Origin of the sequence: Chitinibacter fontanus, assembly GCF_013423785.1 — a bacterium.
Classification (GTDB): domain Bacteria; phylum Pseudomonadota; class Gammaproteobacteria; order Burkholderiales; family Chitinibacteraceae; genus Chitinibacter; species Chitinibacter fontanus.
The window spans coordinates 1,595,900-1,617,979 of record NZ_CP058952.1 but is presented as its reverse complement, the minus strand read 5'-3'; the positions used below and the strand labels follow the sequence as shown (position 1 = coordinate 1,617,979).

Here is a 22,080-nt window from a genome sequence, read left to right as displayed (position 1 = left end):
GTATTATCCGATGGACGGCTTTGTTGCGATGCACAAGAAAAATCATTTAAATCAATAACTTGCGAAGACGGTAAAGTTTGCTAGCGTGAAGCAACACGCTTGCATGCGAGGTGCCGTGATGAAGGTGGTGAGACGACAAAGGCGGGAATTGCCCGTATTACTACTTAGCTTGTGTGCCTCCAAGGTCATGGCTGCGGGTGAGTTTTGGACTTTTACCCCACCCGCGAGTCAGATTGCCCGGCAAATAGAAGGGCTGCATAGCTATCTGATGATCATCATTCTGATCATCTTTTTTGCCGTGTTTGGTGTGATGTTTTATGCCATTGTGCGTCACCGTAAATCGCTCGGGCATACCGCTAAGCCATTTCATGAAAATACCACGATCGAAATCTTATGGACCTTGATCCCCGCGCTGATTTTGCTGGGAATGGCGTGGCCTGCGGCCAGCGTCGTTCTAGCGCAAAAAGACAGCCGTGGGGCGGTAATGACCATTAAAGCCACGGGGTTTCAGTGGTTTTGGGCTTACGAGTACCTTGATTTCGGTTTTGGATTTAAAAGCAAACTCGCTACGCCGCAAGCACAAATCGATAATCATCACACCGGTGGCGAAAGCAAAAATCCGCATTATTTGCTGGAAGTCGACCGCGAGTTGGTGGTGCCTGTTGGACAAAAAATCCGCATTCTAACCACGGCTAACGATGTGATTCATAGCTGGGGTGTGCCCGCTTTGGGCGTTAAACAAGATGCCATTCCTGGGTTTATTCGCGATACCTGGTTCAAAGCCGAAAAAGTGGGCACGTATCGGGGGCAGTGTGTTGAGCTGTGTGGCAAAGGGCATGCGTTTATGCCGATTGTGGTTAAGGTACTGAGTGAGCCAGACTTCAAGCGTTGGATCGCCGATCAACAGGCGCATGCCAAAGCCATGCAAGATGATCCGAATAAAGTGTGGAGCGCCGTTGAGCTGATCGCTCGCGGGCGGCAGGTATACGAGGCCAATTGCCAAACTTGTCATCAGCCAAACGGTAAGGGCGGTGGCCCATTTCCCGCATTGGCAGGGTCGAAAGTGGCAACGGGTGCGAAAGCTGATCATGTGCACATTGTGCTTAATGGCAAAAATGCGATGCCAGCTTGGTCTAGCTTATCCGATGTAGAAATCGCCGCAGTCATCAGCTACGAGCGCAACAGCTGGGGTAATCAAGCCGGAATACTGCAGCCTAGTGAAGTTAAAACTGCGCGAGGAGCCAAATAATGCATAGCCCTTCGATTGCTTCCACTCATTTGCATACCCCCGGTGAGCATCATGCTGAACACCAGACAGGTTGGGCGCGCTGGCTCTATGCCACCAATCATAAAGATATTGGCACGCTGTATTTATGGTTTGCCTTTGCCATGTTTATCACGGGCGGCGTGATGGCGCTTTGCATCCGCGCTGAACTATTTCAGCCGGGGCTTCAATTTTGGCAGCCGGAGTTTTTTAATCAGCTCACCACTTTGCACGGCATCATTATGGTGTTTGGTGCCATCATGCCGGCGTTTACTGGCTTGGCGAACTGGATGTTGCCGCTGATGCTCGGCGCGCCAGATATGGCATTTGCGCGGATGAATAACTGGAGTTTCTGGCTGTTGCCGCCCGCCGCCGCTCTGCTGCTGATTTCGCTGTTTGTCCCTGGTGGTGCGCCAGCAGGCGGCTGGACTTTGTACCCACCGCTGTCGGCGCAAGCGGGCATGGGGATGGATCTGGCGATTTTCAGCATCCATCTGCTCGGGCTGTCGTCGATCATGGGCTCGATCAATATCATCACCACCATCTTAAATATGCGCGCGCCCGGCATGACTTTGCTGCGCATGCCGCTGTTTGCGTGGACTTCGCTGGTGACTGCTTATCTGTTGATTGCGGTGGCTCCGGTGCTGGCGGGGGCGGTGACGATGTTGTTGACCGATCGACATTTTGGTACGCATTTCTTTAACGCGGCGGGTGGTGGCGACCCGGTGCTGTTCCAGCATATTTTCTGGTTTTTCGGGCACCCTGAGGTTTACATCATGGCGCTGCCCGCCTTTGGCATCGTCAGCCAGATTATTCCGACTTTTGCCCGTAAACCGCTATTTGGCTATGTGTCGATGGTCTATGCAACGTGCTCAATCGCGATCTTGTCGTTTATGGTCTGGGGCCATCACATGTTTGCCGTGGGCATGCCCGCCACCGCGCAGTTGTTTTTTATGTTCCTGACGATGTTGATCGCCGTACCGACCGGGGTGAAAGTGTTTAACTGGATCGCGACGATGTGGCAGGGCAGCATGACGTTTGAAACGCCGATGCTGTTTGCGATTGGCTTTGTTTGCCTGTTTACCGTCGGTGGTTTTTCCGGGCTGGTGCTGTCGATTGCGCCGATTGATACCCAAATGCAGGATACCTATTACGTTGTGGCACATTTTCACTATGTGCTGGTTGCGGGTGCGCTATTTAGCCTGTTTGCCGCCGTGTATTACTGGCTCCCCAAATGGACGGGTTATATGTACCACGAGGGGCGCGGCAAGCTGCATTTCTGGTGGTCGATGATCTGGTTCAATGTGACTTTCTTTCCGATGCACTTTTTAGGGCTGGCGGGTATGCCGCGGCGGATTCCTGATTACGCCTTGCAATTCACCCAGTTTAATTCCTTAGCTACGGTAGGAGCCTTCTGTTTTGGCTTGGGCCAATTACTGTTTTTATTCAATGTCTTGCACACCATCCGTGGTGGGGTGGGCCCTGCGCCTGCGCAGCCTTGGGAGGGCGGCAATACTTTGGAGTGGGAGGTGCCCTCGCCCGCACCGCATCACACTTGGGAAAGCCCACCCGATATTGCCATGGTGCGCCGTGGCTTGATTGCTCAGGCGGTGTATCACGAGGGGGAGGATGAGGCATGAGTGCCAATCTGAAAACGGCATTAAAACTACTACTGCTGGCGTTGCTGTTTTTTCTGGTCGCTATTGCACGTCAACTATGGGTATCTAGTTAAAGCTCTTTTTAAATAAGCGCTTTGGCTGAATACATTGGTGGGTATATGGCTGCGATTGATGTAAGTATCATCACGAAACAAAACCAGCGATTGGCGATTAAATTAGCCTTGGTCGCTGCGCTGATGTTTGGATTTGGCTATGCCTTAGCGCCGTTTTACGCCTCGTTTTGCCAATTTTTAGGCATTGATCGGGCCAACGCCAGCCTCACACAAGCGGGTAGCGCGTTGCGAGTTGAGTTTGATGTCAATGTTGCCGCCGATTTACCCGTAACGATGCAGGCTTTGGATGGCGTGCAAGTTGCGCAAGCTGGCGGGCAGGTGAAGGCGCGCTTTGTGCTGCGCAACGAATCAGATCAACCCGTGTATTTACGTGCCGTACCGAGTTTTGCACCAGTACGTGCGGCCGGTGTGCTGCAAAAGCTTGAATGTTTTTGCTTTAACGCGATGAGTTTGGCGGGCAATGAGCAGCGCGAGGTCACGGTGGTTTTGCTGGTGGCCAAATCATTGCCCGCTGAAATGGGCGCGGCAACTTTGTCGTATAGCTTGCAAGCCATCCCAGCTTTTACACACAAAGTGAGGGAGAGCTGAGATGTGGACGGCCATCAAAGCAGTATTGGCCGCTTTTTTTGGCGTTCGCAGCAGGGAAAAATCACGGCGGCCAGTTCAGATTTGGCAGCTATTGGTGGCCGGATTGTTGTGCGGTTTGCTCTTGGCGCTGTTGGTGTGGGGCTTGGTACATACGCTGGTGACTACGCAACAGTAGGCCAACGGCACAAGGTAGGAGGTGAGCAATGAATGTAGAGAACGCAGTTCATGATGCACATTATTTTGTGCCATCACCTTCACGGTGGCCCATCGTCGGTGCGGTGGCACTATTTTGTTTGGGGCTTGGCGCGGCCTTAGCGATCAATCAGGTAGCGAGTGGGCGATGGGTGCTATTGATTGGGGCTGGTGTTTTGCTGTGGATGTTGATCGGTTGGTTCGGTGATGTGGTGCACGAGTCTGAAAGTGGTAGCTATGGCCAGCAGGTGGATTATTCCTTTCGGTGGGGAATGAGCTGGTTTATTTTTTCTGAAGTCATGTTCTTTGCCGCCTTTTTTGGCGCCTTGTTTTATACCCGCACTATTTCGGTTCCGGAGCTGGGCTTTTTTAGTGAAACGCAACGAATGTTATGGCCAAATTTTCAGGCCGATTGGCCGATGGCGACGGGGCCTAAATCGGCGGCTTACCAAGCTATGCATCCGTTTGGTCTGCCAGCAATCAATACGGCATTATTGTTGACCTCCGGTGTCACCCTAACTTGGGCGCATTGGGGCTTGTTGCAACAGCAACGCCGAGTTTTAAGCCTAGGCTTGGGTCTCACGATCGTGCTTGGAGTGTTATTTCTGTGTTTGCAAGCGTACGAATATCAGCATGCCTGGAGTGAGCTTAAGCTGACCTTGGCATCAGGTGCATACGGCGCGACCTTCTATTTACTGACTGGGTTTCATGGGATGCATGTGCTGGTCGGAACATTGATCTTAACTACCATGTGGTTGCGGGTACAGCGGGGGCACTTTACGCCGTTACAGCACTTTGGTTTTGAAGCCGCCGCGTGGTATTGGCATTTTGTCGATGTGGTGTGGTTAGGGTTATTTGTATTTGTTTATGTGCTCTAGGCGGTGCTGGTCGTGATGTTGCCAGCCAGTTGAGTGCAGTTTGTGTAGGGTTTTTACCTTAGTCTTTAGGTGATCAGCGGCGCGCGCTTGCAGGCTATAAACAGAGCATCTGCGTGCTACAGCCAAGCCTGCCAGTGCGCAAGCAGCAGCAAGAAATATAAGCCCAACGACAGACCGACGCGCCAAGCGAGCATCCGCCACATCGGGCCAGATGCGCCGCGAATCAAACGCAGTAAGGCCTGCCCCAGCGAGAGCAAGATAGCAAGGAGCAGCATGATGGCGACAATTTTCATTCCAAATCCTCCTCAGCTTCAGCCTAGGCAAACCAAGGCTACTTTGCGCGGGAAACAATGGCAGGGTGCGATCATGCTGGTGGCCATGATTATATTGACCAGCCTATTGTGTGTTTGGCAAATATGGCGGGCGCATGAAAAACAGCTGCAACTCGCCGAGATTGCTCGCTTACAAAGTTTGCCGATGATGCATTGGAGCAGGGGGAGCCCGCCCTTATGGCGCCCAGTGCAATTGCAAGGTCAGTGGTTGCCGCAATATGAAATTTGGCTCGATCACCGTGTCCGTGCGGGGAAGGTGGGTTATCACATCATTACGCCATTTCAGTTACAGGATGGGGTCATCGTGATGGTCAATCGTGGCTGGTGGAATGTGCAGGAGCAAGGCATTCCACCCACTCCAAAAGCCGCTCCCAAAGTGGTAGCGCAGGCCTGGCCACGGTATATGGAGCTAGGAGGCAACACAGTTGAAGGCCGGGTTTTTCAAAATCTTGACCCTGGTCGTTTTGCTGCCTGGGCCTATTTGCCGCTGCCAGAGGCCTATGCGCTGGCAGATCAGGCCAGCTCAGGCTTGTTGGCCATTGAGCCTGAGCGGCCTTTTGGGGTTGCTAGGCATTGGGCGTATGCGCTGACTTGGGGGTTGTTGGCGCTGATTGGCACCTATTTGTTCCGTCGCCACTATTTAAGAGGCTAGAGTATGTTGGCTAAAGCTAAATCCAGATTGGTTCTAATGGTGATACTGGGTCTATGTATTGCGCCGCTAGGGCTTGCGCAATGGGCTTGGCACTATGCGCGCCCGCAAGGGGGTGACACCTATGGCCAATTATTAGCGCAGCCAATGGTTGCTCCTAGCGCACAACGTACTTGGCAATTGTTGGCGCATATTGAATCGCAATGCACCTCGGCTGGCGCTGCGAATGCTGATTTGGCCCCGCTGTTGCAGTCGGCGCGGCAATTGCGACTGGCGCAGGGGCGAGATCAGCAACGCCTCGCGGTGACGGCCTGTTTGCCGCCTGATCGAGTGATGCCCAGTGGACTGTATTTGATCGACCCCCATGGTAATGCCGTGCTGCGGTATTTACCGCAGCAACTGCAAGATGCGGCAGGGCGGCAGTCGGTGCTGCGTGAAATTGGCAAAGTGCTGAAAAATAATCAGGGTTTGGGTTAAATGAGTGTGATTAGCCGCCGTTTGTTACTGCTTGCGCTTATTTGGACGTTCTTGTTAATGAGCTTGGGCGCCTATGTGCGTTTGCAAGATGCAGGGCTGGGGTGCCCTGATTGGCCAGGCTGTTATGGGCATTTTAGCGTGCCAGATGAGCCTCATGAAATCAGCCACGCCGAGCGGCATTTTGGTATGTCGGTCGATGTAGGTAAAGGCTGGAAAGAAATGATCCATCGCTATGCAGCCAGTGGGCTGGGAGTATTGATGATTGGGCTAAGCTTTAGTCTGTGGCGCGATCGGCGACATGCGGGGCTAAACCCGTGGCTGGCGCTGCTTCCCCTGCTGGTGATTGTGTTGCAAGGCGCATTTGGGATGTGGACGGTGACGCTGAAATTAATGCCTGCGGTGGTGACAGGGCATTTAGTTGGCGGTATGACCTTGCTGATGACTTTGTTGGTGATATTTGCCCGTAATGCTGAGCGCTGGTACTTGGGACGCGATCTGAACTGGCTATGGCGACTGTCGGTGTTGGCGGTGGCTGGGCAGATAATCTTGGGTGGCTGGGTTTCTAGTAATTACGCAGGGCTCGCCTGCGATGGTTTTCCGCAATGCTTGGATAGCTGGCAGTTACCTGCCGGGCTGGGGGCCGCACTACGGCCTGATCGGGCGTTAGGCTTGGCTGCGGACGGCAGCGCCTTAAACCTGACGCATCTGGCTGCGATTCATTATTTACATCGCTTGGGTGCTTTGCTGGTGCTGGTTTTGGTGCTGAGCTTGGTATGGCAGTTATGGCGTTTGCTGCCGCGCTATGCCGCAGCCCTTGGTTTCCTGCTTCTGCTACAAATTGCTTTGGGCATTGCCAATGTTTGGCTTGGTTTGCCGTTGTTCTTGGCGCTAGCCCATCATAGCGGGGCCGCGGCCTTACTCGGTGTGCTGGTATATGGCTGGGTACGGGCAGCGCCGATTGCAACCGCAGAACTCAATAAACCAGCGGTCAGATCACTGGTTGTGGCTCAGCAAGCCACCGTTTCACTGCTCGACTCTCAACCCTGAGGTGTGTGCCATGATTGCGATAAGCCTGCAAAACCCCCCGCACTGGCGCGAGCTATATCGGCTGGGTAAACCTCGAGTGGTGGCGCTGATTGTATTTTGCGCCTGGATTGGCATGTTGCTGGCTAGCGATGGTGCTCCTGCGTGGGCCACCATGCTGGCGGCACTCGCGGGTATTGGTCTGATAGCAAGTGGGGCGGCGGCGGCCAATTGTCTGTTTGAGGCGAAGCGTGATGCACAAATGCTGCGCACGCATTTGCGCCCGCTCGCACGCGGGGCACTCAGTGCCGAATGGGCTGCTTTGTACGCCATGGTGCTGACCATGGCTGGCACGCTCTGTTTAGCGTTATTTGTTAATACCCTTACGCTGTATTTGACGCTAGCCACCTTTATTGCTTATGCCGTGGTCTATACCCGTTGGCTAAAACCGGCTAGTCCGCAGAATATTGTGATTGGTGGCGCAGCTGGGGCGATGCCGCCGATTTTAGGCTGGGCGGCAATGACCGGCAGTATTTCAGCCGAAGCGGCTGCGCTGTTTCTGATTATTTATGCTTGGACACCACCGCATTTCTGGGCGCTGGCTTTATACCGGATGGAAGAGTACCGCAAGGTCGGGTTGCCAATGCTGCCAGTGACGCATGGTCGAGCATTTACGCGCTTAGCCATTTGGTTGTATAGCTGGATTTTGGTGGCGACAACCCTACTGCCTGTGGCGCTGCAATTTAGTAGTACGCTCTATCTATGCGCTGCTTTGGGGTTAAATCTATGGTTTGTACAGGGGGCATGGCGTGTTTATCGTGCACACAGCGAGGCGCTGGCTGATCTGATGGCGCAGCGCTTATTCCGTATTTCGATAGCTTATCTGGGATATTTGTTTTTGGCCTTGCTGCTGGACCACTACCTGTCACGCATGCTGTTCTAAGTGATGCCTCAGAATAGGCTAATCATTTCCTGGCAGGCTTCTTCCATTTCAGCACTTAAATCGGTGTACTTGGCGTAGCTAAGCTCTTTGGGTTCCTGCAAATTGGGGATATCCAGTTTCCGCATTTCCTCAAAGCCACCCGCAAACAAATTGGCGATATACACCACGTCGCTGAGTGTGCGCGGTGTTTCAATGAAATTGCGTGGTTGGTCAAGTTCATTGACTGCCGCGACGATTTCTTCGGGTAAGCCTAACGAGTCGAGCAGGATATTGCCCACACTTTCATGCCATTGGGCAACCAGATATTCCACCGTTTTGGGGCGTTCGATCAGCTCAGGATAGCGTCCGGCGCGATCGAGCATGAAAAAAGCCCCTAAGTCATGTACCAGCCCCGCGAGCATCGCAACTTCTGGGTTGACGCGCGTCAGGCGCCGGGCAATCACCCGAGCAATCATCGAGGTTTTCAGGCTATGAATCCATAGCCGTGATGAAAGCTCATCAAAAGCGGTGAGGTCACGTGAGCGGATCAATTGCTGCATCGCACAGGCGAGTGCAACTGAGCGTGCGGTTTCCATGCCAACCCGTGTGAGGGCCGAATTGAGCTCCGCGATCATTTTGCCCATTGGGTTATAAACGACCGAATTGCTCAGTTTCAGGATTTTGGCCGTAATCAGCGGGTCTTTCTGAATTTCATGCGCAATGCGTTGAATTGAGGCGGTTTTACTTTTCATAACGGTGCTAATTTGCACCGACGCGTCAAAACAGATGGGGAAAATCACTTCGCCTTCGAGTTCTTTGGCGATGTCGATCAGCATGGCAAGGCGCTCTTCGTTGAGCTGATCTGCGGTTTTGTGGGCAAATTGCAGGATAGACATGATGTTCAAACTAAGGCGGGCGACTTCTTAAGCATAGTCAATTCAGCGTCTGAGTACCAATATGCTTTCGTGACAGTGGCATTGCTGCGGCGCACGGCCGCAGCAAGGATTGCACTTACACAATGGTTTCCACGTGGTGGCAGGCGATCATTCGGTTTGCCAAGGGGCGCAAGACCGGGGTTTCGCTCTGGCAACGCTCATTTGCGTGCGGGCACCGGGTGCTAAAGGCGCAGCCAGTTGGTGGGTTAAGTGGCGACGGCAATTCGCCGGTTAATTTAATTTTGACCCGGCGATCTTCCTGGCGAATAGCCGGCGTAGCGGACATCAGCGCACGGGTATAGGGATGTAGTGGCTGATCAAAAATGGTTTTCTTATCGCCATATTCCACCGTGCTGCCAAAATACATCACCATCACATCATCGGCGATGTGCTCAACCACCGCTAGATTGTGGCTGACAAACACATAGGCAGTGCCTAGCTCGTCTTGCAAATCCATAAACAGATTCAAAATTTGCGCCTGAATTGACACGTCGAGCGCCGAAGTGGGTTCATCCGCAACCAGCACGGCTGGTTTAAGCATCATCGCGCGTGCAATGGCGATCCGCTGGCGTTGCCCGCCGGAGAACATATGCGGGTAGCGGTGATAATGCTCAGGGCGCAAGCCGACGATTTTAAGCATTTCGCGCACGCGCGCTTCGCGTTGCTCTGCATTTAAATCGGTATTCAGTAGCAAGGGCTCGGCCAACATCGTGCCAATTTGTTTGCGTGGGTTGAGGCTGGCAAAAGGGTTCTGAAATACCATCTGCACTTTGGGGCGCAGTGCTTTTAGCGATGTGGTGTTGGCTGTTGCAATATCAACTCCATCAATCACCAAGTGCCCAGAGCTGGGCTCTTCAATCAAGGTAAGCTGACGTGCCAGCGTGGATTTACCACAGCCCGATTCACCAACGACGGCCAGTGTTTTGCCTGCCGCGAGTTTGAATGAGACATCGTTCAAGGCTTTGACTGTGGCATGGCCTTTCAAAAAGCCTTTACTCACCGCATAGTGGCGCGAGAGCGCTTTGGCTTCCAGAATAATATTCTCGGTAGCTAGATTTGGATTATTCATGGGTAGGTATCCCGTTGGCGTCCAATGGGGTAAAGCATCGCACGTTAGTACCTGCTAGGGGTAATAGTGCAGGCTTGCTCGTGTGGCAGCTTTCTTTGGCATAAGGGCAGCGCGGGCTGAGTAAACAGCCTTGCGGGCGGTCGTATTGACCTGGCACCACGCCTGCTAGCGTAGACAGTCGACGCGCACCTTTGCTGTGCTCAGGAATGGATGACAGCAAAGCTTGGGTATACGGATGGCGCGGACAGGCGAACAAGGTTTCCGTTGCGCTGCTTTCAACGACTTCACCTGCGTACATGACCACCATACGCTGCGCGACTTCAGCCACCACGGCCAGATCATGGGTGATTAAAATCAGCGCCATGTCATTTTGTTTTTGCAGATTTACCAGCAATTCCATAATCTGCGCTTGCACCGTGACATCCAGTGCAGTCGTCGGTTCATCGGCGATTAGCAGCTTGGGCTCACAGGCAATGGCCATCGCGATCATCACCCGCTGGCTCATCCCGCCGGATAGTTGATGCGGATAAGCATCGAGCCGCGATTTGGCATCCGGGATTTCTACTTGCTCAAGTAGCTCAAGGGCTCGGCGTTTCAATGCCGCACCACGCAGGGGGGTATGTAGCCGCAGGGTCTCCATCAGCTGGTATCCCACGGTATACGCTGGGTTAAGGCTAGTCAGCGCATCCTGAAAAATCATCGCAATATCTTTACCAATAATCTGGCGTTTTTGCGCAGGCTTCATATTGAGCAGGTCTTGCCCATTAAATTGCAACTGATCGGCGGTGACGCGGCCTGGCGCATCAATCAAGCCCATCATTGCCAGCATCGTGACGGATTTACCCGAACCTGATTCGCCCACAATCCCGACAATTTCACCGCGGTTTACCGTTAAATCTAGCCCTGACACGGCATGGAAGGGGTGGGCGGTACTGCCAAAGCTCACATTCAGGTTGCGGATCTCTAATAAACTCATGCTTGTATCCTCATCCTTAGGCCAGTTTTTTCAGTTTCGGGTCTAGCGCGTCACGTAGGCCATCACCTAATAGATTCAGAGCCACAACGGTCAGTAAAATCGTGACGCCGGGCATGGTGACAACCCACCAGGCACTGTCGATGTAATCACGCGCGGAGGCCAGCATCGTGCCCCATTCAGGTAGTGGCGGTTGAGCGCCCAAGCCCAGAAAGCCCAGCGCTGCCGCATCCAGAATGGCCGAAGAAAAGCCCAGCGTGCCCTGCACAATCAGCGGCGCCATGCAGTTGGGCAGCACGGTATTGAACATCAAGCGCAATTTACCGGCCCCAGCCAGCCTGCTGGCCACAACATAGTCTTTATTCAACTCGGTCATCGCTGAGGCGCGTGCCAAGCGCACATACGAAGGCAGCGACACAATCGCGATGGCCAGCATGGTGTTGATCAGCCCCGGCCCCAGTACGGCTACTACGGCCACCGCCAGCAATAAAGACGGCAGCGCGAGCATGATGTCCATTAAGCGCATAATCCCATTGCCGAGTAGTTTGGGATAAAAGGCCGCGAGTAAGCCCAGCACAATCCCGGGTAGCAGGGACAGCACCACCGATACGACACCAATCATTAAGCTCAGCCGTGCGCCGTGCATCAGGCGCGACAAAATATCGCGGCCCAGTTCATCAGTACCCAAAATATATTGCCATGAGCCACCGTGTACCCACGCTGGTGGGGTGAGCAAGGCATCACGATATTGTTCGATAGGTGAGTGTGGCGCTAACCACGGTGCAAAAAGTGCTGCCAGCACCAAGGCCAGAAAAAATATCAACGCAACGAGCGCACCTCGATTGCTGCTAAAGGATTGCCAAAACTCTTTTAATGGCGACGGATAGCTGAGTGCTCCGCCAGCGTCTTGGTCTAGATTTGGTGTAGATGGAATGCTTGTATTCATACTTACCTCGCGTGGCGGATGCGTGGGTTGATCACTCCGTAGAGGATGTCCACCAGCAAGTTAACGGAAATAACCAAAGTGGCGATCAGCAAAATACCGCCTTGTACGACGGGGTAATCACGGCGCGAGATCGAATCGATCAGCCATTTGCCAATGCCGGGCCATGAGAAAATTGTTTCGGTCAGCACGGCGCCCGCGAGCAGTGTACCAATTTGCAAACCAATGACGGTCACGACTGGCATCAGCGCATTACGTAGTGCATGCACAATGACAATCCGCGTGCGACCTAAGCCTTTGGCGCGCGCAGTCCGGATGTAGTCTTCGCGCAAAACTTCTAGCATTGCGGAGCGCGTCATCCGCGCAATCACGGCCATCGGAATCGTGCCAAGCACAATCGCGGGTAGTACCAAATGATGCAGCGCAGAATTAAATGCGCCTTCCTCGCCCGAAAGCAGCGTGTCGATCAGCATGAAACCGGTGACAGGCGTGATGTCAAATTCCAGCGCGATACGGCCAGATACTGGCGTCCAACCCAAATGCACTGAAAACAGCATGATAAGAATCAAGCCCCACCAGAAAATCGGCATTGAATAGCCGGTGAGGGCGCCACCCATCGTTACGTGGTCGATCACGGTGCCACGACGTGTTGCCGCCAGCATGCCAGCCGGTAGGCCGATCAAACAGGCGAAAATCATGGCGCAAATCGATAATTCGACAGTAGCAGGAAATAATTTGAGAAACTCGCTCAGCACAGGTTCATGGGTAACGATCGATTCCCCAAAATTCCCTTGTAGCAAATTGAGTAAATAATGGCCGTACTGCACATAGAGTGGCTGATCCAAGCCCATGCGTTGCAAAGCGGCTTTGTAAAACTCGGGGTCGATTTGCCGCTCGCCCATCATTACCAACACCGGATCGCCCGGAATCATGTGAATTAGCGCAAACGCCAGTAGTGTCACCCCCAGAAAAGTCGGGATCACGACCGCAATACGGCGCAAAATAAAATTAAACATGGTTTTGCATTTCCTCCATTCCTGAACTTCGCGCCCGCTGCCTGCGATCACACTGATTGCGCAGAAATCATACTAGCGTTCAATTTTGGATGTCGCTCGGGTTTGCCCGAGTAATTTTGAAAAACTGAGGTCAGAACGGGCTTGTCGCCTATGCGTTGGTCGCCCTTGCTTAGTTTTCGGGCTCCGCATTTTTTATTGTTGATTTGAATGAATTAGGGTGGGCTCATTCAATAGCTGGCATCTGAATAGGGCCGGGTAATAACCTAATTCACTGCGCTTAATCTTGAATTATGTCAGACACATGAGCCGTGATAATCCAATCTAAAGTCTTACAATCCTAGGGGCTTGTACCATAACAGTGTTATTCGGATTTTCCCGTATCAGTTTGCAAAAAAATACATTTGATTCGGCGCAATATTTTTCCGGCATAAATTTCTCAAATGAAACAAGGTGTTGCAAATGCGGTACGGTGTGAACCTACCGTTTATCAGTTTTAGCCTACTGGTCATGAAATTGTAAAAGGTCTTGATTGCGCAAAGGTTTTCGCGCATTTTTTGGAGTTTTCTTACAAGGTTTTTGCCCGGCTACTGCCGATTACCCTAATGCCGAAAAAACAGTTTCCAGTGAAAAAATGCATCACAGAAAGCGTGAATATTGCCAACGCAGCATTTTTTAATACTGATAAGAGAGACTTCGGAATGCGTATGAAACCACTAATCGGCTTTTTGGCGACAGCCCTGATCGCTGGCTTTGCACAAGCAGAAGTAAGTGTAAGCGGTACTATCGATTTTGAGCTGGGCTACAACTACAACGGCGATAAAGGCACCATCAACCTGATTGATAATGGCTCTATTATCAACTTCAAAGGTCAAGACAAGCTCGACAATGGCAGTACCTTGGGCTGGGAATTGTCTTCATTCCTCGGTGTGAGCGATAACGGCACTTTCGGTAGCCGCAAAGCCTACATTAGCTACGCAACTGATTTGGGTAAATTCACTTTTGGTCGTGATGACTCGATCATGCGTATGGCTGTAAATAAATACGACATTTTTGAAGGTTACACGTCTCTCGGTAACGTACTAGAGCGTGGCGCAGCTAGCCGCCCAACCAATCAAATAAAATACGTATCACCACGCGTAGCAGGTTTGGTTGCCTCTGCTGGCGTGCTCTTGCACCCATCTAAAGATGGTGAACCTGAAGAAGGTTACGCAGCAGCTCTGGACTACAAATTTAGCGATCTGATTAATCTGGACGTAGCGTTTAGCCATGATTCAGATATTCGCAATGGTGGCGTGTTCAACGGCAAAAAACGTGAAACGATTGCTGCGGGTATCAACGGCGAATTCGCGGATGGTTTTGCCTATGGTCTGCGTTACTCTGATTACATGACCAAAGCATCTGCTGCTGATCCAGAAGTGAAAGCTTGGGCTGCTGGCGGTACATTGTCATACACCGCTGGTAAAAATTCATTCCGCGTTGGTTATGTATACAACTCAGGTGACAAATCTCAAGACGGTATGGAAACACAACTGGCACTCTTGGGTTATACCTACAACCTGTCTAAACAGTCATATATCTATACTGAGCTGACTAGTTTCATCAACGGTGCTAATAAGCAGAATTTTGGTGAAGCCGGCAATAGCCTGCAACCAGCGTTGGGCGATAACTCAACTACATTGGCTGTTGGTCTCGTGACTAACTTCTAATATGCGGCGGATTTATCCGCCTGCTTGGATTGTCTACCCGCTAGTATCAGATGAATGTGGGTTGGCTGCTTAGGGTATTGCTGTTGAGCCATTAATTCGAATGACTTGTATAGCAATACCCTTGCTTAATTAAATTCGCAAAATGAATTGAGAGGCAAAAATGACCTGGACTATGAAATCAATGACGTTCGCCGTAGCGCTTGCGCTCGGTGGTGCTGCATTCGCTGCCAATGTACCTAACGGGGTGCAACTGCACCCAACGCAAGAATTGACTCGCACCAATGGTTCGGAGCCAGAAACGCTCGATCCTGCTAACGTTGAAACCGTACCCGGTGCCAATATTGCCATCGATCTGTTTGAAGGCCTGACCGCCATTAATGCTTCTGGCAAAGTGGTGCCTGGTGTTGCTGAAAGCTGGAAACGTGTCGACGACACGACTTGGACATTCAAGATTCGTAAAGATGCCAAGTTCAGCAATGGCCAAGCGATTACTGCGGATGATTTTGTCTACGCTTTCCGCCGTTTCATCGATCCAAAACAAGCATCAAACTATAGCACTGCATTCGGTGTGTTTTTTGTAAACGGTAAAGAAGCCGCTGAAGGCAAAATGCCAACAGATAAGTTGGGCGTTCGTGCGATTGATAAAAACACCTTTGAAGTGAAAACCAACGGCCCCGTGGCATTCCTGCCGGAATTGCTGGCTAACCCTAACTTTGCGCCAGTACACCGCGCGACAGTTGAGAAGTTTGGTAAAGACTGGGTGAAACCAGGCAATATGGTTGGCAACGGTGCTTACATCCTGAAAGAGTGGAAAGTAAACAGCAAACTGGTAGCGGAAAAGAACCCGAATTACTGGAATGCGAAAAATGTGCAGATCACTAAAGTGAGCTATCTGCCAATCGAATCACAAGATGCGGCACAAAAACTGTATCTCTCTGGTGAAGCGGATTGGACGTTGGAAATCACGCCTAACAGCTTTGCTAAACTCAAAACCGATTTCCCGAAAGAGTTGCGCAATTCATTGGGCTTGGGTTTGCGCTATTACAGCCTGAACAATACTGATCCATTGCTCAAAGACGTGCGCGTGCGTAAAGCTTTGAATCTGGTTCTAGATCGTGACTTGCTGGCCAATAAAGTAACGGCAGATGGTCAACCTGCGGCATACAGCGTGATGGTCAATGGTGTCGCTGGCGCTAAAGCGGTACCGTATGACTGGGTGAAATGGCCAATGGCAAAACGCGTTGAAGAAGCCAAGAAACTAATGGCTGAAGCTGGCGTGAAACCGGGTACCAAATTGAGCTTCGTCTACAACACCAATGAATACCATAAGAAAATGGCGATCTGGGCGGCTTCAGAATGGAAGTCTAAATTGGGTCTGGATACCCAGTTGGAAAACCTGGAGTTCAAAGTACTGGTGAAAAAACGTCACGATGCCGATTATCAAATCGCGCGTAATGGCTGGTCTGCCGATTACAACGATGCGACTTCGTTCACCACGTTGATCGAGTGTGGTTCGGACCAGAACGACAATAAAAACTGCAATCAAAAAGCGCAGGAGTTGTTCAAACAAGCTGCTACGACCACAGATATGGCGAAACGCAGCCAATTGCTGACCGAAGGTACGCGCATGGTGATGGACGATTACCCAATCATCCCATTGCTGCAATACACCTACCCACGCTTGGTGAAAGCCTATGTGGGCGGTTATGACGAGAAGAACGTGACCGAGCGTCGTCGTACGCAAGATCACTACATTATCAAGCACTAAACACTGCCGTTTTAGGTGTAACAAACCCCGGCTGCTAATGCAGTCGGGGTTTGTTTTTGTCCGCGGCGTAAACCGGCTAGAGGTTGGGGATACTACTTAGGAGTATTCCCCAATCGGAAACGTCGCAATTTGCATTGCGGCCTATACCCTGTAGTGTCTTAGGCAAAAGAAGTGCAGAAAAGCCTCTGATTTTGCAAAGACTTTAATCCTGCGCAATATCATTTTTTGCACTAAACAGTACAAAGTTAATTCAGCCTGTGCAGTGGTTTCGCATCAGCGAAGTTGACTCGTGCAGACGTGTTCGGATGGCGTCAGTGCCACTACCGAGCACAATAAGTAAACCGTTTTTTTCGGAGTATCAACATGTGGTCTTATGCGCTACGCCGCCTTTTGGCGACGATTCCGACCATGCTGGCGGTGATTACCGTCTGTTATTTGTTATTGCACGCCACGCCGGGTGGCCCATTTGATACGGAGCGCAAGATTTCCGAAGCGGTATTGGCCAATCTCAACGCCAAATACCATCTGGATTTACCGCTGTGGCAGCAATATCTGTACTACCTCAAGGGCTTGCTGCAGGGTGATCTGGGGGCCTCATTCCGTTACTCCGACTGGTCGGTTAATGACTTGGTCGCAGAGGCATTACCGGTGTCATTAACCATCGGCGGCATCGCCATGGGCTTAGCGCTGTTGGTGGGTACTTTGCTCGGCATCACCGCCGCGCTGCGCCAGAACAGCATCATTGATTACTTTGTAATGTTCCTCGGTAATCTGGGGAGTGCGGTGCCTTCGTTTGTGATTGGCCCGGTGATGGCGCTGATTTTTGGCGTCTGGCTCAAATGGCTACCCGCGGGTGGTTGGCAGCATTTCCAAGTGCAGTACATGATCTTGCCGATTGCGCTGCTGACAGTAATTAATATGGCGACGATTGGTCGGGTGATGCGCGGCAGTTTGATCGAAGTACTCAATAGCAACTTCATCCGTACTGCGCGTGCCAAAGGCTTGCCGCTACGTACTGTGATTATGCGCCATGCATTGAAGCCTGCGATGCTGCCCGTGGTGTCAGTGATGGGCCCATTAACGATTTCGTCCATTGCGTCAGCCGTTGTGACCGAGACCGTGTTCTCGTTACCGGGTTTGGGCAAACTGATTGTGAATGGCGCATCAAACCGTGATTACACCTTGGTGCTGGGTTTGGTGGTGTTGGTCACCGTGTTTGCGGTCTTGCTTAATCTGATTGTCGATCTGATTTACGCAATGCTCGACCCGAAAATTCGCTATTAAGGGCTGGCTTATGTTGATGAATAAAAATAAAGAAATTCTTGAGGCAGCGGCCGAAGTGATGGCAGCACCACAAATCGCCAGCCGTAGTCCGTGGGCGGATGCGCGCCGTCGGTTCTTGCGGAATAAAGCAGCACTGGTTAGCTTGGTATTGCTGGCTATTATTGCCTTGGCCTGTGTGATTGGCCCGATGGTGTTGCCACATGACTATGATGCGACCGATTGGGATGCAATGGGTCTGGGCCCGACATTACAAAACTGGCATTTGTTTGGTACTGACGAGATGGGGCGCGATTTACTCGTGCGTACCTTGATCGGTGGGCGTATCTCTTTGTTTGTTGGCCTGATGGCGACCTTGGCCTCCGTTACGCTGGGTATTTTGTGGGGTGCAACGGCAGGGTTCTTGGGCGGTAAAGTCGATAGCATCATGATGCGGATTGTCGACATGATGTATGCCGTGCCTTATCTGCTGATCGCCATCTTGATGGTGACCTTGCTGGGCCGTGAGTTTTATCTGGTGGTACTGACCATCACGGTATTTAGCTGGATGGACATGGCGCGCGTGGTACGTGGCCAGACGCTGTCGCTCAAATCCAAGGAATTCATTGAAGCAGCCCGCTGTATTGGCGTACCAACCCATAAGCTGATTTTGCGTCATATCGTGCCTAATTTGTTGGGCATTGTGGTGATTTACACGACGATCACGGTGCCGGGCGTGATTTTGACCGAATCGGTGCTGTCTTTCTTGGGCCTTGGCGTGCAAGAGCCAATGACCAGCTGGGGTGTGTTGATTCACGACGGCGCCGCAGTAATGGAAAACACGCCGTGGATGTTGTTGTTTCCCGGTGTCATGCTCAGCCTGACTTTATATTGTGCGAATTATATCGGCGACGGTATGCGCGATGCGCTCGATCCAAAGGATAGATAAGCCATGACTTTATTATCTGTAAATAATCTAGGCGTGGATTTTGCCACGCATGATGGCGTGGTCAGCGCGGTTAACGGTGTCTCGTTTGAGCTTGATCGTGGGCAGACCTTGGGTATTGTAGGCGAATCTGGCTCGGGTAAAAGCCAGACTGTCCTCGCGATGATGGGCTTGCTGGCCAAAAATGGTAAAGCCACTGGCGACGTATCGTTTGAAGGCAAAAACTTGCTCACGATGCCAACGCGCGAGCTGAACCGTATTCGTGGCAACCGCGTCGCAATGATTTTCCAAGACCCGATGACCTCGCTCAACCCGTATCTGACCGTAGAGCGCCAGATGACGGAAGTGTTGGAGTTGCACAAAAATATGACGCGTCGGGCGGCGAAAACCCGCGCGATTGAATTGCTCGAAGCGGTAAAAATCCCCGAGGCGGCACGCCGTGTTGATATGTACCCGCACGAGTTTTCGGGTGGTATGCGCCAGCGGGTGATGATCGCGATGGCGCTATTGTGCGAACCTGAAGTGCTGATCGCCGACGAGCCAACCACGGCGCTTGATGTGACGGTACAAGCACAAATTATTACCCTGATGCGTGATTTACAGCGTGATTTTGGTACCGCAATTGTGATGATTACGCACGATTTGGGTGTGGTGGCCGGTCTGTGTGACCGTGTGATGGTGATGTACGGTGGTCGTGTGATGGAACAGGGCACGGCCGATCAGGTCTTTTACCAGCCTAGTCATCCTTACACCGTTGGCTTGTTGGGCGCCTTGCCGCGTCTTGATCACGACGGCGATACGCTAGTATCGATTCCGGGCAATCCACCCAATATGGCGCACATGCCCAAGGGCTGTGCATTTAGTGAACGCTGTACGCTGGTGAGCGAGCAGTGTCATCAGGAACGCCCAAGTCTGATTCAATTGAATAGCGGCGTGCAGCGCGCCTGCCATAAATCGCTGGATGAAGTGCGCCAGTTGAAGGAGTTAAGCCATGTCCGCTGATAAAACCCCCATCCTGTCGGTGCGCGATTTGAAGGTGCACTTTAAGGTAAAAAGTGACAAAGGTTTTTTTCAGCCGACACGTACGCTGAAAGCTGTTGATGGGATTTCATTTGATTTGCATGCCGGTGAAACGCTCGGCATCGTGGGTGAATCTGGCTGTGGTAAATCTACGCTGTCGCGCGGCATTTTGAATCTGATTCCGGCCACCGGGGGGGAAATCGTCTGGTTAGGCCGCGAGCTACACAAAGCCAGTGCCAAAGAATGGCAAGCGGTGCGCCGCGAAGTCCAGATGATTTTCCAAGACCCGCTGGCCTCACTCGACCCGCGCATGACGGTGGCGCAAATTATCGCCGAGCCATTGCACACGCATTACCCAGAGCTGGGCAAAGAAGAAGTGATGAACCGCGTGCGCGCGATGATGCAGCGCGTCGGCCTGACCGAACAGCAGATTAACCGCTATCCGCACGAATTTTCCGGCGGCCAGTGCCAGCGGATCGGCATTGCGCGTGCGTTGATTTTGCAGCCGAAACTGATTATTTGTGACGAGCCGGTATCGGCGCTCGATGTATCAATTCAGGCGCAGATCATCAATTTGCTGAAAGAGCTGCAGCAAGAGATGGGGCTGGCGCTGATTTTTATCGCGCACGATCTGGCCGTGGTGAAGCATATTTCTGACCGTATTTTGGTGATGTATCTTGGCCGCGAAATGGAGCTGGCGGAAAAGCACGCACTCTACGATCACCCGCGCCATCCATATACCAAAGCCTTGTTGTCGGCGATTCCGATTCCCGATCCAGAATTGGAACGCAATAAAGTAATCCAGATTCTGCATGGTGATTTGCCATCGCCGATCAATCCACCATCGGGTTGCGTGTTCCGCACGCGTTGCCCGAAAGCGCAAACTTTGTGCAGTGAACAAGTGCCACAGTTGCGGGTGGTGGATGCGCGCACGCAAGTGAGCTGCTTGATCGCAGATTAAGCCGGGTTTGCTATGATTTGCCAATTAAAAGCCCGCGTTTATCGCGGGCTTTTAATTGGGTGTTAGAGTATGTTGTTGCAGCCATTATATCAATTGGCCTGTATGACAATACCTGTGTAATTTAGCCAACTTCAACTCGGTTGCGACCGCCCCGTTTAGCTTGATAAAGTGCTTTATCCGCACGCTCAATCAAACCATCAAAGTCCTCACCAGCGACCAGCGAGGCGACACCGCAAGAGCAAGTAACGGCAATTGATTCTGGCCATTGTGCTTCGCAAATACTACTGCGGATTTTCTCTGCTAGCCCGATCGCCAATTCGGCCGGCATATGCGGGCAGGCAATCAGAAACTCTTCGCCGCCCCAGCGCACAAAGCCGTCCGTTTTACGAATTTTGCTTTTAACCAAACTGGCAAACTGTTTGAGCACTTCATCCCCAATTGCATGACCGTAGCGATCGTTGATTTGCTTGAAGTGGTCTAAATCAGCAAACAGAATGCTCAGTTGCGCATCGGCGGGTAAGGTATGCGGCCATTCTTTTTGCAGTAATTCACGGAGCCCATCGCGATTTAATGCGCCGGTTAGTGGATCAAGCTGCGCTTTAGTGCTCAGTACCTCGGCCTGTATTTCTAATACCCGATTGATGGTTTCCAAGTCATCCCGCTGTTTTTTTTCCTGCTGCAACCGTTGGCGATAGGCGAACAATTCAAACCCTAGCCAGCCGCTGCCAAACGCCAACCAACTTGCGACGATGACAAACAATAACCGAGTTTGGCTGATCCATTTACCGTAAAACTCGATCGAGCGAATTGTGATCGAATGTTTACCTTCCGGCGCAAAACCGGGCGTGGAGATTTCAATGACCGGTACATTATTAATCCGCATATCGGTATCAATCAGCGGAATATTTTTATATTCCACCCACCACGAGGCGACACGAAATAGATTAAGCGGGATGGCTGATTGAGTGTTTTTTATATCCAGCAGTAGCTCATTAACTTTCAGCGAGGTGGAATCATTGACGCTCGATTGCGTTTCAAAATTATTCAGATAGACGCGAACCTTTTCTGGCCCCGGGCCTGAACGGCTAAGATCAAAAATGACGTAATCATAGCCCGCTAGGTTTATCCCATTGGGCATCGGGGCAAGTGTGATCCGGATCTGGCAGTAGGGCCACTGATAGGCGCTTTTGCGAATGTCGCATTGCAGCACCATGGCGTTATTTTGACGGCTTACTTCGGCATGGCTAAGCCCGCCTTGGCTGCGATCATCCACTGGCTGATACGCATTCGGCGTGCTGGCATCCAGACGCAGTACCTTGGTCATGCCGTAGTGTTGCCATAGCAAAAGCGATACCGAGAGTACAACTAGTATTGCCATGGCATGCCGCAGAATGTGAATGGACTGCGTTTGCATAATGGATATCCA

Annotated in this window: 22 protein-coding genes; 15 read left to right on the top strand and 7 right to left on the bottom strand. The window is 51.8% G+C overall.

Annotated features, from left to right (window positions below; all coding sequences use genetic code 11):
* Nucleotides 1–103 precede the first annotated feature (103 nt).
* The 5 genes from coxB to HZU75_RS07470 all read left to right on the top strand — a co-directional run bounded on the left by coxB (nt 104) and on the right by HZU75_RS07470 (nt 4,654).
* A complete protein-coding gene (gene coxB / locus HZU75_RS07490; RefSeq protein ID WP_180308509.1) occupies nt 104–1,249 on the top strand; it encodes a cytochrome c oxidase subunit II in 1,146 nt (381 codons plus the stop codon).
* Nucleotides 1,249–2,904: a cytochrome c oxidase subunit I gene (ctaD, locus tag HZU75_RS07485; protein ID WP_180308508.1), complete on the top strand. Its 1,656-nt coding sequence runs from the start codon at nt 1,249–1,251 to the stop codon at nt 2,902–2,904. The genes coxB and ctaD overlap by 1 nt, the downstream gene beginning before the upstream one ends.
* Nucleotides 2,905–3,041: 137 nt before the next feature.
* Nucleotides 3,042–3,584 carry a cytochrome c oxidase assembly protein gene (locus tag HZU75_RS07480; RefSeq protein WP_180308507.1) on the top strand — a complete coding sequence of 181 codons (543 nt, stop codon included), beginning with the start codon at nt 3,042–3,044 and terminating at the stop codon, nt 3,582–3,584.
* Between the two features lies 1 nt (nt 3,585).
* Nucleotides 3,586–3,759 carry a DUF2970 domain-containing protein gene (locus HZU75_RS07475; protein ID WP_180308506.1) on the top strand — a complete coding sequence of 58 codons (174 nt, stop codon included), beginning with the start codon at nt 3,586–3,588 and terminating at the stop codon, nt 3,757–3,759.
* Between the two features lie 28 nt (nt 3,760–3,787).
* Nucleotides 3,788–4,654 carry a cytochrome c oxidase subunit 3 gene (locus HZU75_RS07470; protein ID WP_180308505.1) on the top strand — a complete coding sequence of 289 codons (867 nt, stop codon included), beginning with the start codon at nt 3,788–3,790 and terminating at the stop codon, nt 4,652–4,654.
* A gap of 116 nt (nt 4,655–4,770) precedes the next feature.
* On the opposite strand, the gene HZU75_RS07465 is transcribed toward HZU75_RS07470, so the two are convergent.
* On the bottom strand, nt 4,771–4,947 hold the full coding sequence (locus HZU75_RS07465) for a DUF2909 family protein (protein WP_180308504.1): 177 nt from the start codon (nt 4,945–4,947) through the stop codon (nt 4,771–4,773).
* Here HZU75_RS07465 and HZU75_RS07460 point away from each other — a divergent pair.
* Genes HZU75_RS07460 through HZU75_RS07445 form a run of 4 tightly spaced genes read left to right on the top strand, consistent with a single transcriptional unit; the run spans nt 4,928 to nt 8,078 of the window.
* On the top strand, nt 4,928–5,638 hold the full coding sequence (locus HZU75_RS07460; RefSeq protein WP_180308503.1) for an SURF1 family protein: 711 nt from the start codon (nt 4,928–4,930) through the stop codon (nt 5,636–5,638). The two genes, HZU75_RS07465 and HZU75_RS07460, sit on opposite strands and share 20 nt — an antisense overlap.
* A gap of 3 nt (nt 5,639–5,641) precedes the next feature.
* On the top strand, nt 5,642–6,112 hold the full coding sequence (locus HZU75_RS07455; RefSeq protein WP_180308502.1) for a hypothetical protein: 471 nt from the start codon (nt 5,642–5,644) through the stop codon (nt 6,110–6,112).
* Nucleotides 6,113–7,159 carry a COX15/CtaA family protein gene (locus HZU75_RS07450; RefSeq protein ID WP_180308501.1) on the top strand — a complete coding sequence of 349 codons (1,047 nt, stop codon included), beginning with the start codon at nt 6,113–6,115 and terminating at the stop codon, nt 7,157–7,159.
* Nucleotides 7,160–7,169: 10 nt separating this feature from the next.
* Nucleotides 7,170–8,078, top strand: coding sequence for a heme o synthase (locus HZU75_RS07445; protein WP_180308500.1), 909 nt, complete (start codon nt 7,170–7,172; stop codon nt 8,076–8,078).
* Nucleotides 8,079–8,086: 8 nt separating this feature from the next.
* On the opposite strand, the gene HZU75_RS07440 is transcribed toward HZU75_RS07445, so the two are convergent.
* From HZU75_RS07440 to HZU75_RS07420, 5 genes are all read right to left on the bottom strand, one after another.
* On the bottom strand, nt 8,087–8,953 hold the full coding sequence (locus HZU75_RS07440; RefSeq protein WP_180308499.1) for an HDOD domain-containing protein: 867 nt from the start codon (nt 8,951–8,953) through the stop codon (nt 8,087–8,089).
* A gap of 115 nt (nt 8,954–9,068) precedes the next feature.
* A complete protein-coding gene (locus HZU75_RS07435) occupies nt 9,069–10,061 on the bottom strand; it encodes a peptide ABC transporter ATP-binding protein (protein WP_180308498.1) in 993 nt (330 codons plus the stop codon).
* Nucleotides 10,054–11,037, bottom strand: a complete 984-nt coding sequence (locus tag HZU75_RS07430) for an ABC transporter ATP-binding protein (protein ID WP_180308497.1) — start codon at nt 11,035–11,037, stop codon at nt 10,054–10,056. The genes HZU75_RS07435 and HZU75_RS07430 overlap by 8 nt, the downstream gene beginning before the upstream one ends.
* Before the next feature lie 16 nt (nt 11,038–11,053).
* A complete protein-coding gene (locus HZU75_RS07425) occupies nt 11,054–11,980 on the bottom strand; it encodes an ABC transporter permease subunit (protein WP_180308496.1) in 927 nt (308 codons plus the stop codon).
* Between the two features lie 2 nt (nt 11,981–11,982).
* Nucleotides 11,983–12,993, bottom strand: coding sequence for an ABC transporter permease subunit (locus HZU75_RS07420; RefSeq protein ID WP_180308495.1), 1,011 nt, complete (start codon nt 12,991–12,993; stop codon nt 11,983–11,985).
* Nucleotides 12,994–13,697: 704 nt separating this feature from the next.
* Between HZU75_RS07420 and HZU75_RS07415 the strand changes: the two genes are divergently transcribed.
* The 6 genes from HZU75_RS07415 to oppF all read left to right on the top strand — a co-directional run bounded on the left by HZU75_RS07415 (nt 13,698) and on the right by oppF (nt 20,654).
* Complete coding sequence (locus tag HZU75_RS07415; protein WP_180308494.1) at nt 13,698–14,699, top strand: porin; 1,002 nt, start codon at nt 13,698–13,700, stop codon at nt 14,697–14,699.
* Nucleotides 14,700–14,859: 160 nt separating this feature from the next.
* Entirely contained in the window at nt 14,860–16,467 is a 1,608-nt protein-coding gene (locus HZU75_RS07410) for a peptide ABC transporter substrate-binding protein (protein WP_180308493.1), read from the top strand.
* Nucleotides 16,468–16,830: 363 nt separating this feature from the next.
* Nucleotides 16,831–17,751 (top strand): oligopeptide ABC transporter permease OppB, encoded by a 921-nt coding sequence (gene oppB, locus HZU75_RS07405; RefSeq protein WP_180308492.1) that lies wholly within the window; start codon nt 16,831–16,833, stop codon nt 17,749–17,751.
* Between the two features lie 16 nt (nt 17,752–17,767).
* Nucleotides 17,768–18,676 (top strand): ABC transporter permease, encoded by a 909-nt coding sequence (locus HZU75_RS07400; RefSeq protein WP_228028230.1) that lies wholly within the window; start codon nt 17,768–17,770, stop codon nt 18,674–18,676.
* Between the two features lie 3 nt (nt 18,677–18,679).
* Complete coding sequence (locus tag HZU75_RS07395) at nt 18,680–19,675, top strand: ABC transporter ATP-binding protein (protein WP_180308490.1); 996 nt, start codon at nt 18,680–18,682, stop codon at nt 19,673–19,675.
* A complete protein-coding gene (gene oppF, locus HZU75_RS07390; protein WP_180308489.1) occupies nt 19,665–20,654 on the top strand; it encodes a murein tripeptide/oligopeptide ABC transporter ATP binding protein OppF in 990 nt (329 codons plus the stop codon). The genes HZU75_RS07395 and oppF overlap by 11 nt, the downstream gene beginning before the upstream one ends.
* 121 nt (nt 20,655–20,775) lie before the next feature.
* Here oppF and HZU75_RS07385 read toward each other — a convergent pair whose 3' ends face one another.
* Entirely contained in the window at nt 20,776–22,068 is a 1,293-nt protein-coding gene (locus HZU75_RS07385) for a GGDEF domain-containing protein (protein ID WP_180308488.1), read from the bottom strand.
* Nucleotides 22,069–22,080 lie beyond the last annotated feature (12 nt).

Bases quoted from the DNA above. Each gene is read 5' to 3' on its own strand.
- coxB (WP_180308509.1), top strand. From the start codon at position 104: ATGCGAGGTGCCGTGATGAAGGTGGTGAGACGACAAAGGCGGGAATTG.
- ctaD (WP_180308508.1), top strand. From the start codon at position 1,249: ATGCATAGCCCTTCGATTGCTTCCACTCATTTGCATACCCCCGGTGAG.
- HZU75_RS07480 (WP_180308507.1), top strand. From the start codon at position 3,042: ATGGCTGCGATTGATGTAAGTATCATCACGAAACAAAACCAGCGATTG.
- HZU75_RS07475 (WP_180308506.1), top strand. From the start codon at position 3,586: ATGTGGACGGCCATCAAAGCAGTATTGGCCGCTTTTTTTGGCGTTCGC.
- HZU75_RS07470 (WP_180308505.1), top strand. From the start codon at position 3,788: ATGAATGTAGAGAACGCAGTTCATGATGCACATTATTTTGTGCCATCA.
- HZU75_RS07460 (WP_180308503.1), top strand. From the start codon at position 4,928: ATGATGGCGACAATTTTCATTCCAAATCCTCCTCAGCTTCAGCCTAGG.
- HZU75_RS07465 (WP_180308504.1), bottom strand. From the start codon at position 4,947: ATGAAAATTGTCGCCATCATGCTGCTCCTTGCTATCTTGCTCTCGCTG.
- HZU75_RS07455 (WP_180308502.1), top strand. From the start codon at position 5,642: ATGTTGGCTAAAGCTAAATCCAGATTGGTTCTAATGGTGATACTGGGT.
- HZU75_RS07450 (WP_180308501.1), top strand. From the start codon at position 6,113: ATGAGTGTGATTAGCCGCCGTTTGTTACTGCTTGCGCTTATTTGGACG.
- HZU75_RS07445 (WP_180308500.1), top strand. From the start codon at position 7,170: ATGATTGCGATAAGCCTGCAAAACCCCCCGCACTGGCGCGAGCTATAT.
- HZU75_RS07440 (WP_180308499.1), bottom strand. From the start codon at position 8,953: ATGTCTATCCTGCAATTTGCCCACAAAACCGCAGATCAGCTCAACGAA.
- HZU75_RS07435 (WP_180308498.1), bottom strand. From the start codon at position 10,061: ATGAATAATCCAAATCTAGCTACCGAGAATATTATTCTGGAAGCCAAA.
- HZU75_RS07430 (WP_180308497.1), bottom strand. From the start codon at position 11,037: ATGAGTTTATTAGAGATCCGCAACCTGAATGTGAGCTTTGGCAGTACC.
- HZU75_RS07425 (WP_180308496.1), bottom strand. From the start codon at position 11,980: ATGAATACAAGCATTCCATCTACACCAAATCTAGACCAAGACGCTGGC.
- HZU75_RS07420 (WP_180308495.1), bottom strand. From the start codon at position 12,993: ATGTTTAATTTTATTTTGCGCCGTATTGCGGTCGTGATCCCGACTTTT.
- HZU75_RS07415 (WP_180308494.1), top strand. From the start codon at position 13,698: ATGAAACCACTAATCGGCTTTTTGGCGACAGCCCTGATCGCTGGCTTT.
- HZU75_RS07410 (WP_180308493.1), top strand. From the start codon at position 14,860: ATGACCTGGACTATGAAATCAATGACGTTCGCCGTAGCGCTTGCGCTC.
- oppB (WP_180308492.1), top strand. From the start codon at position 16,831: ATGTGGTCTTATGCGCTACGCCGCCTTTTGGCGACGATTCCGACCATG.
- HZU75_RS07400 (WP_228028230.1), top strand. From the start codon at position 17,768: ATGAATAAAAATAAAGAAATTCTTGAGGCAGCGGCCGAAGTGATGGCA.
- HZU75_RS07395 (WP_180308490.1), top strand. From the start codon at position 18,680: ATGACTTTATTATCTGTAAATAATCTAGGCGTGGATTTTGCCACGCAT.
- oppF (WP_180308489.1), top strand. From the start codon at position 19,665: ATGTCCGCTGATAAAACCCCCATCCTGTCGGTGCGCGATTTGAAGGTG.
- HZU75_RS07385 (WP_180308488.1), bottom strand. From the start codon at position 22,068: ATGCAAACGCAGTCCATTCACATTCTGCGGCATGCCATGGCAATACTA.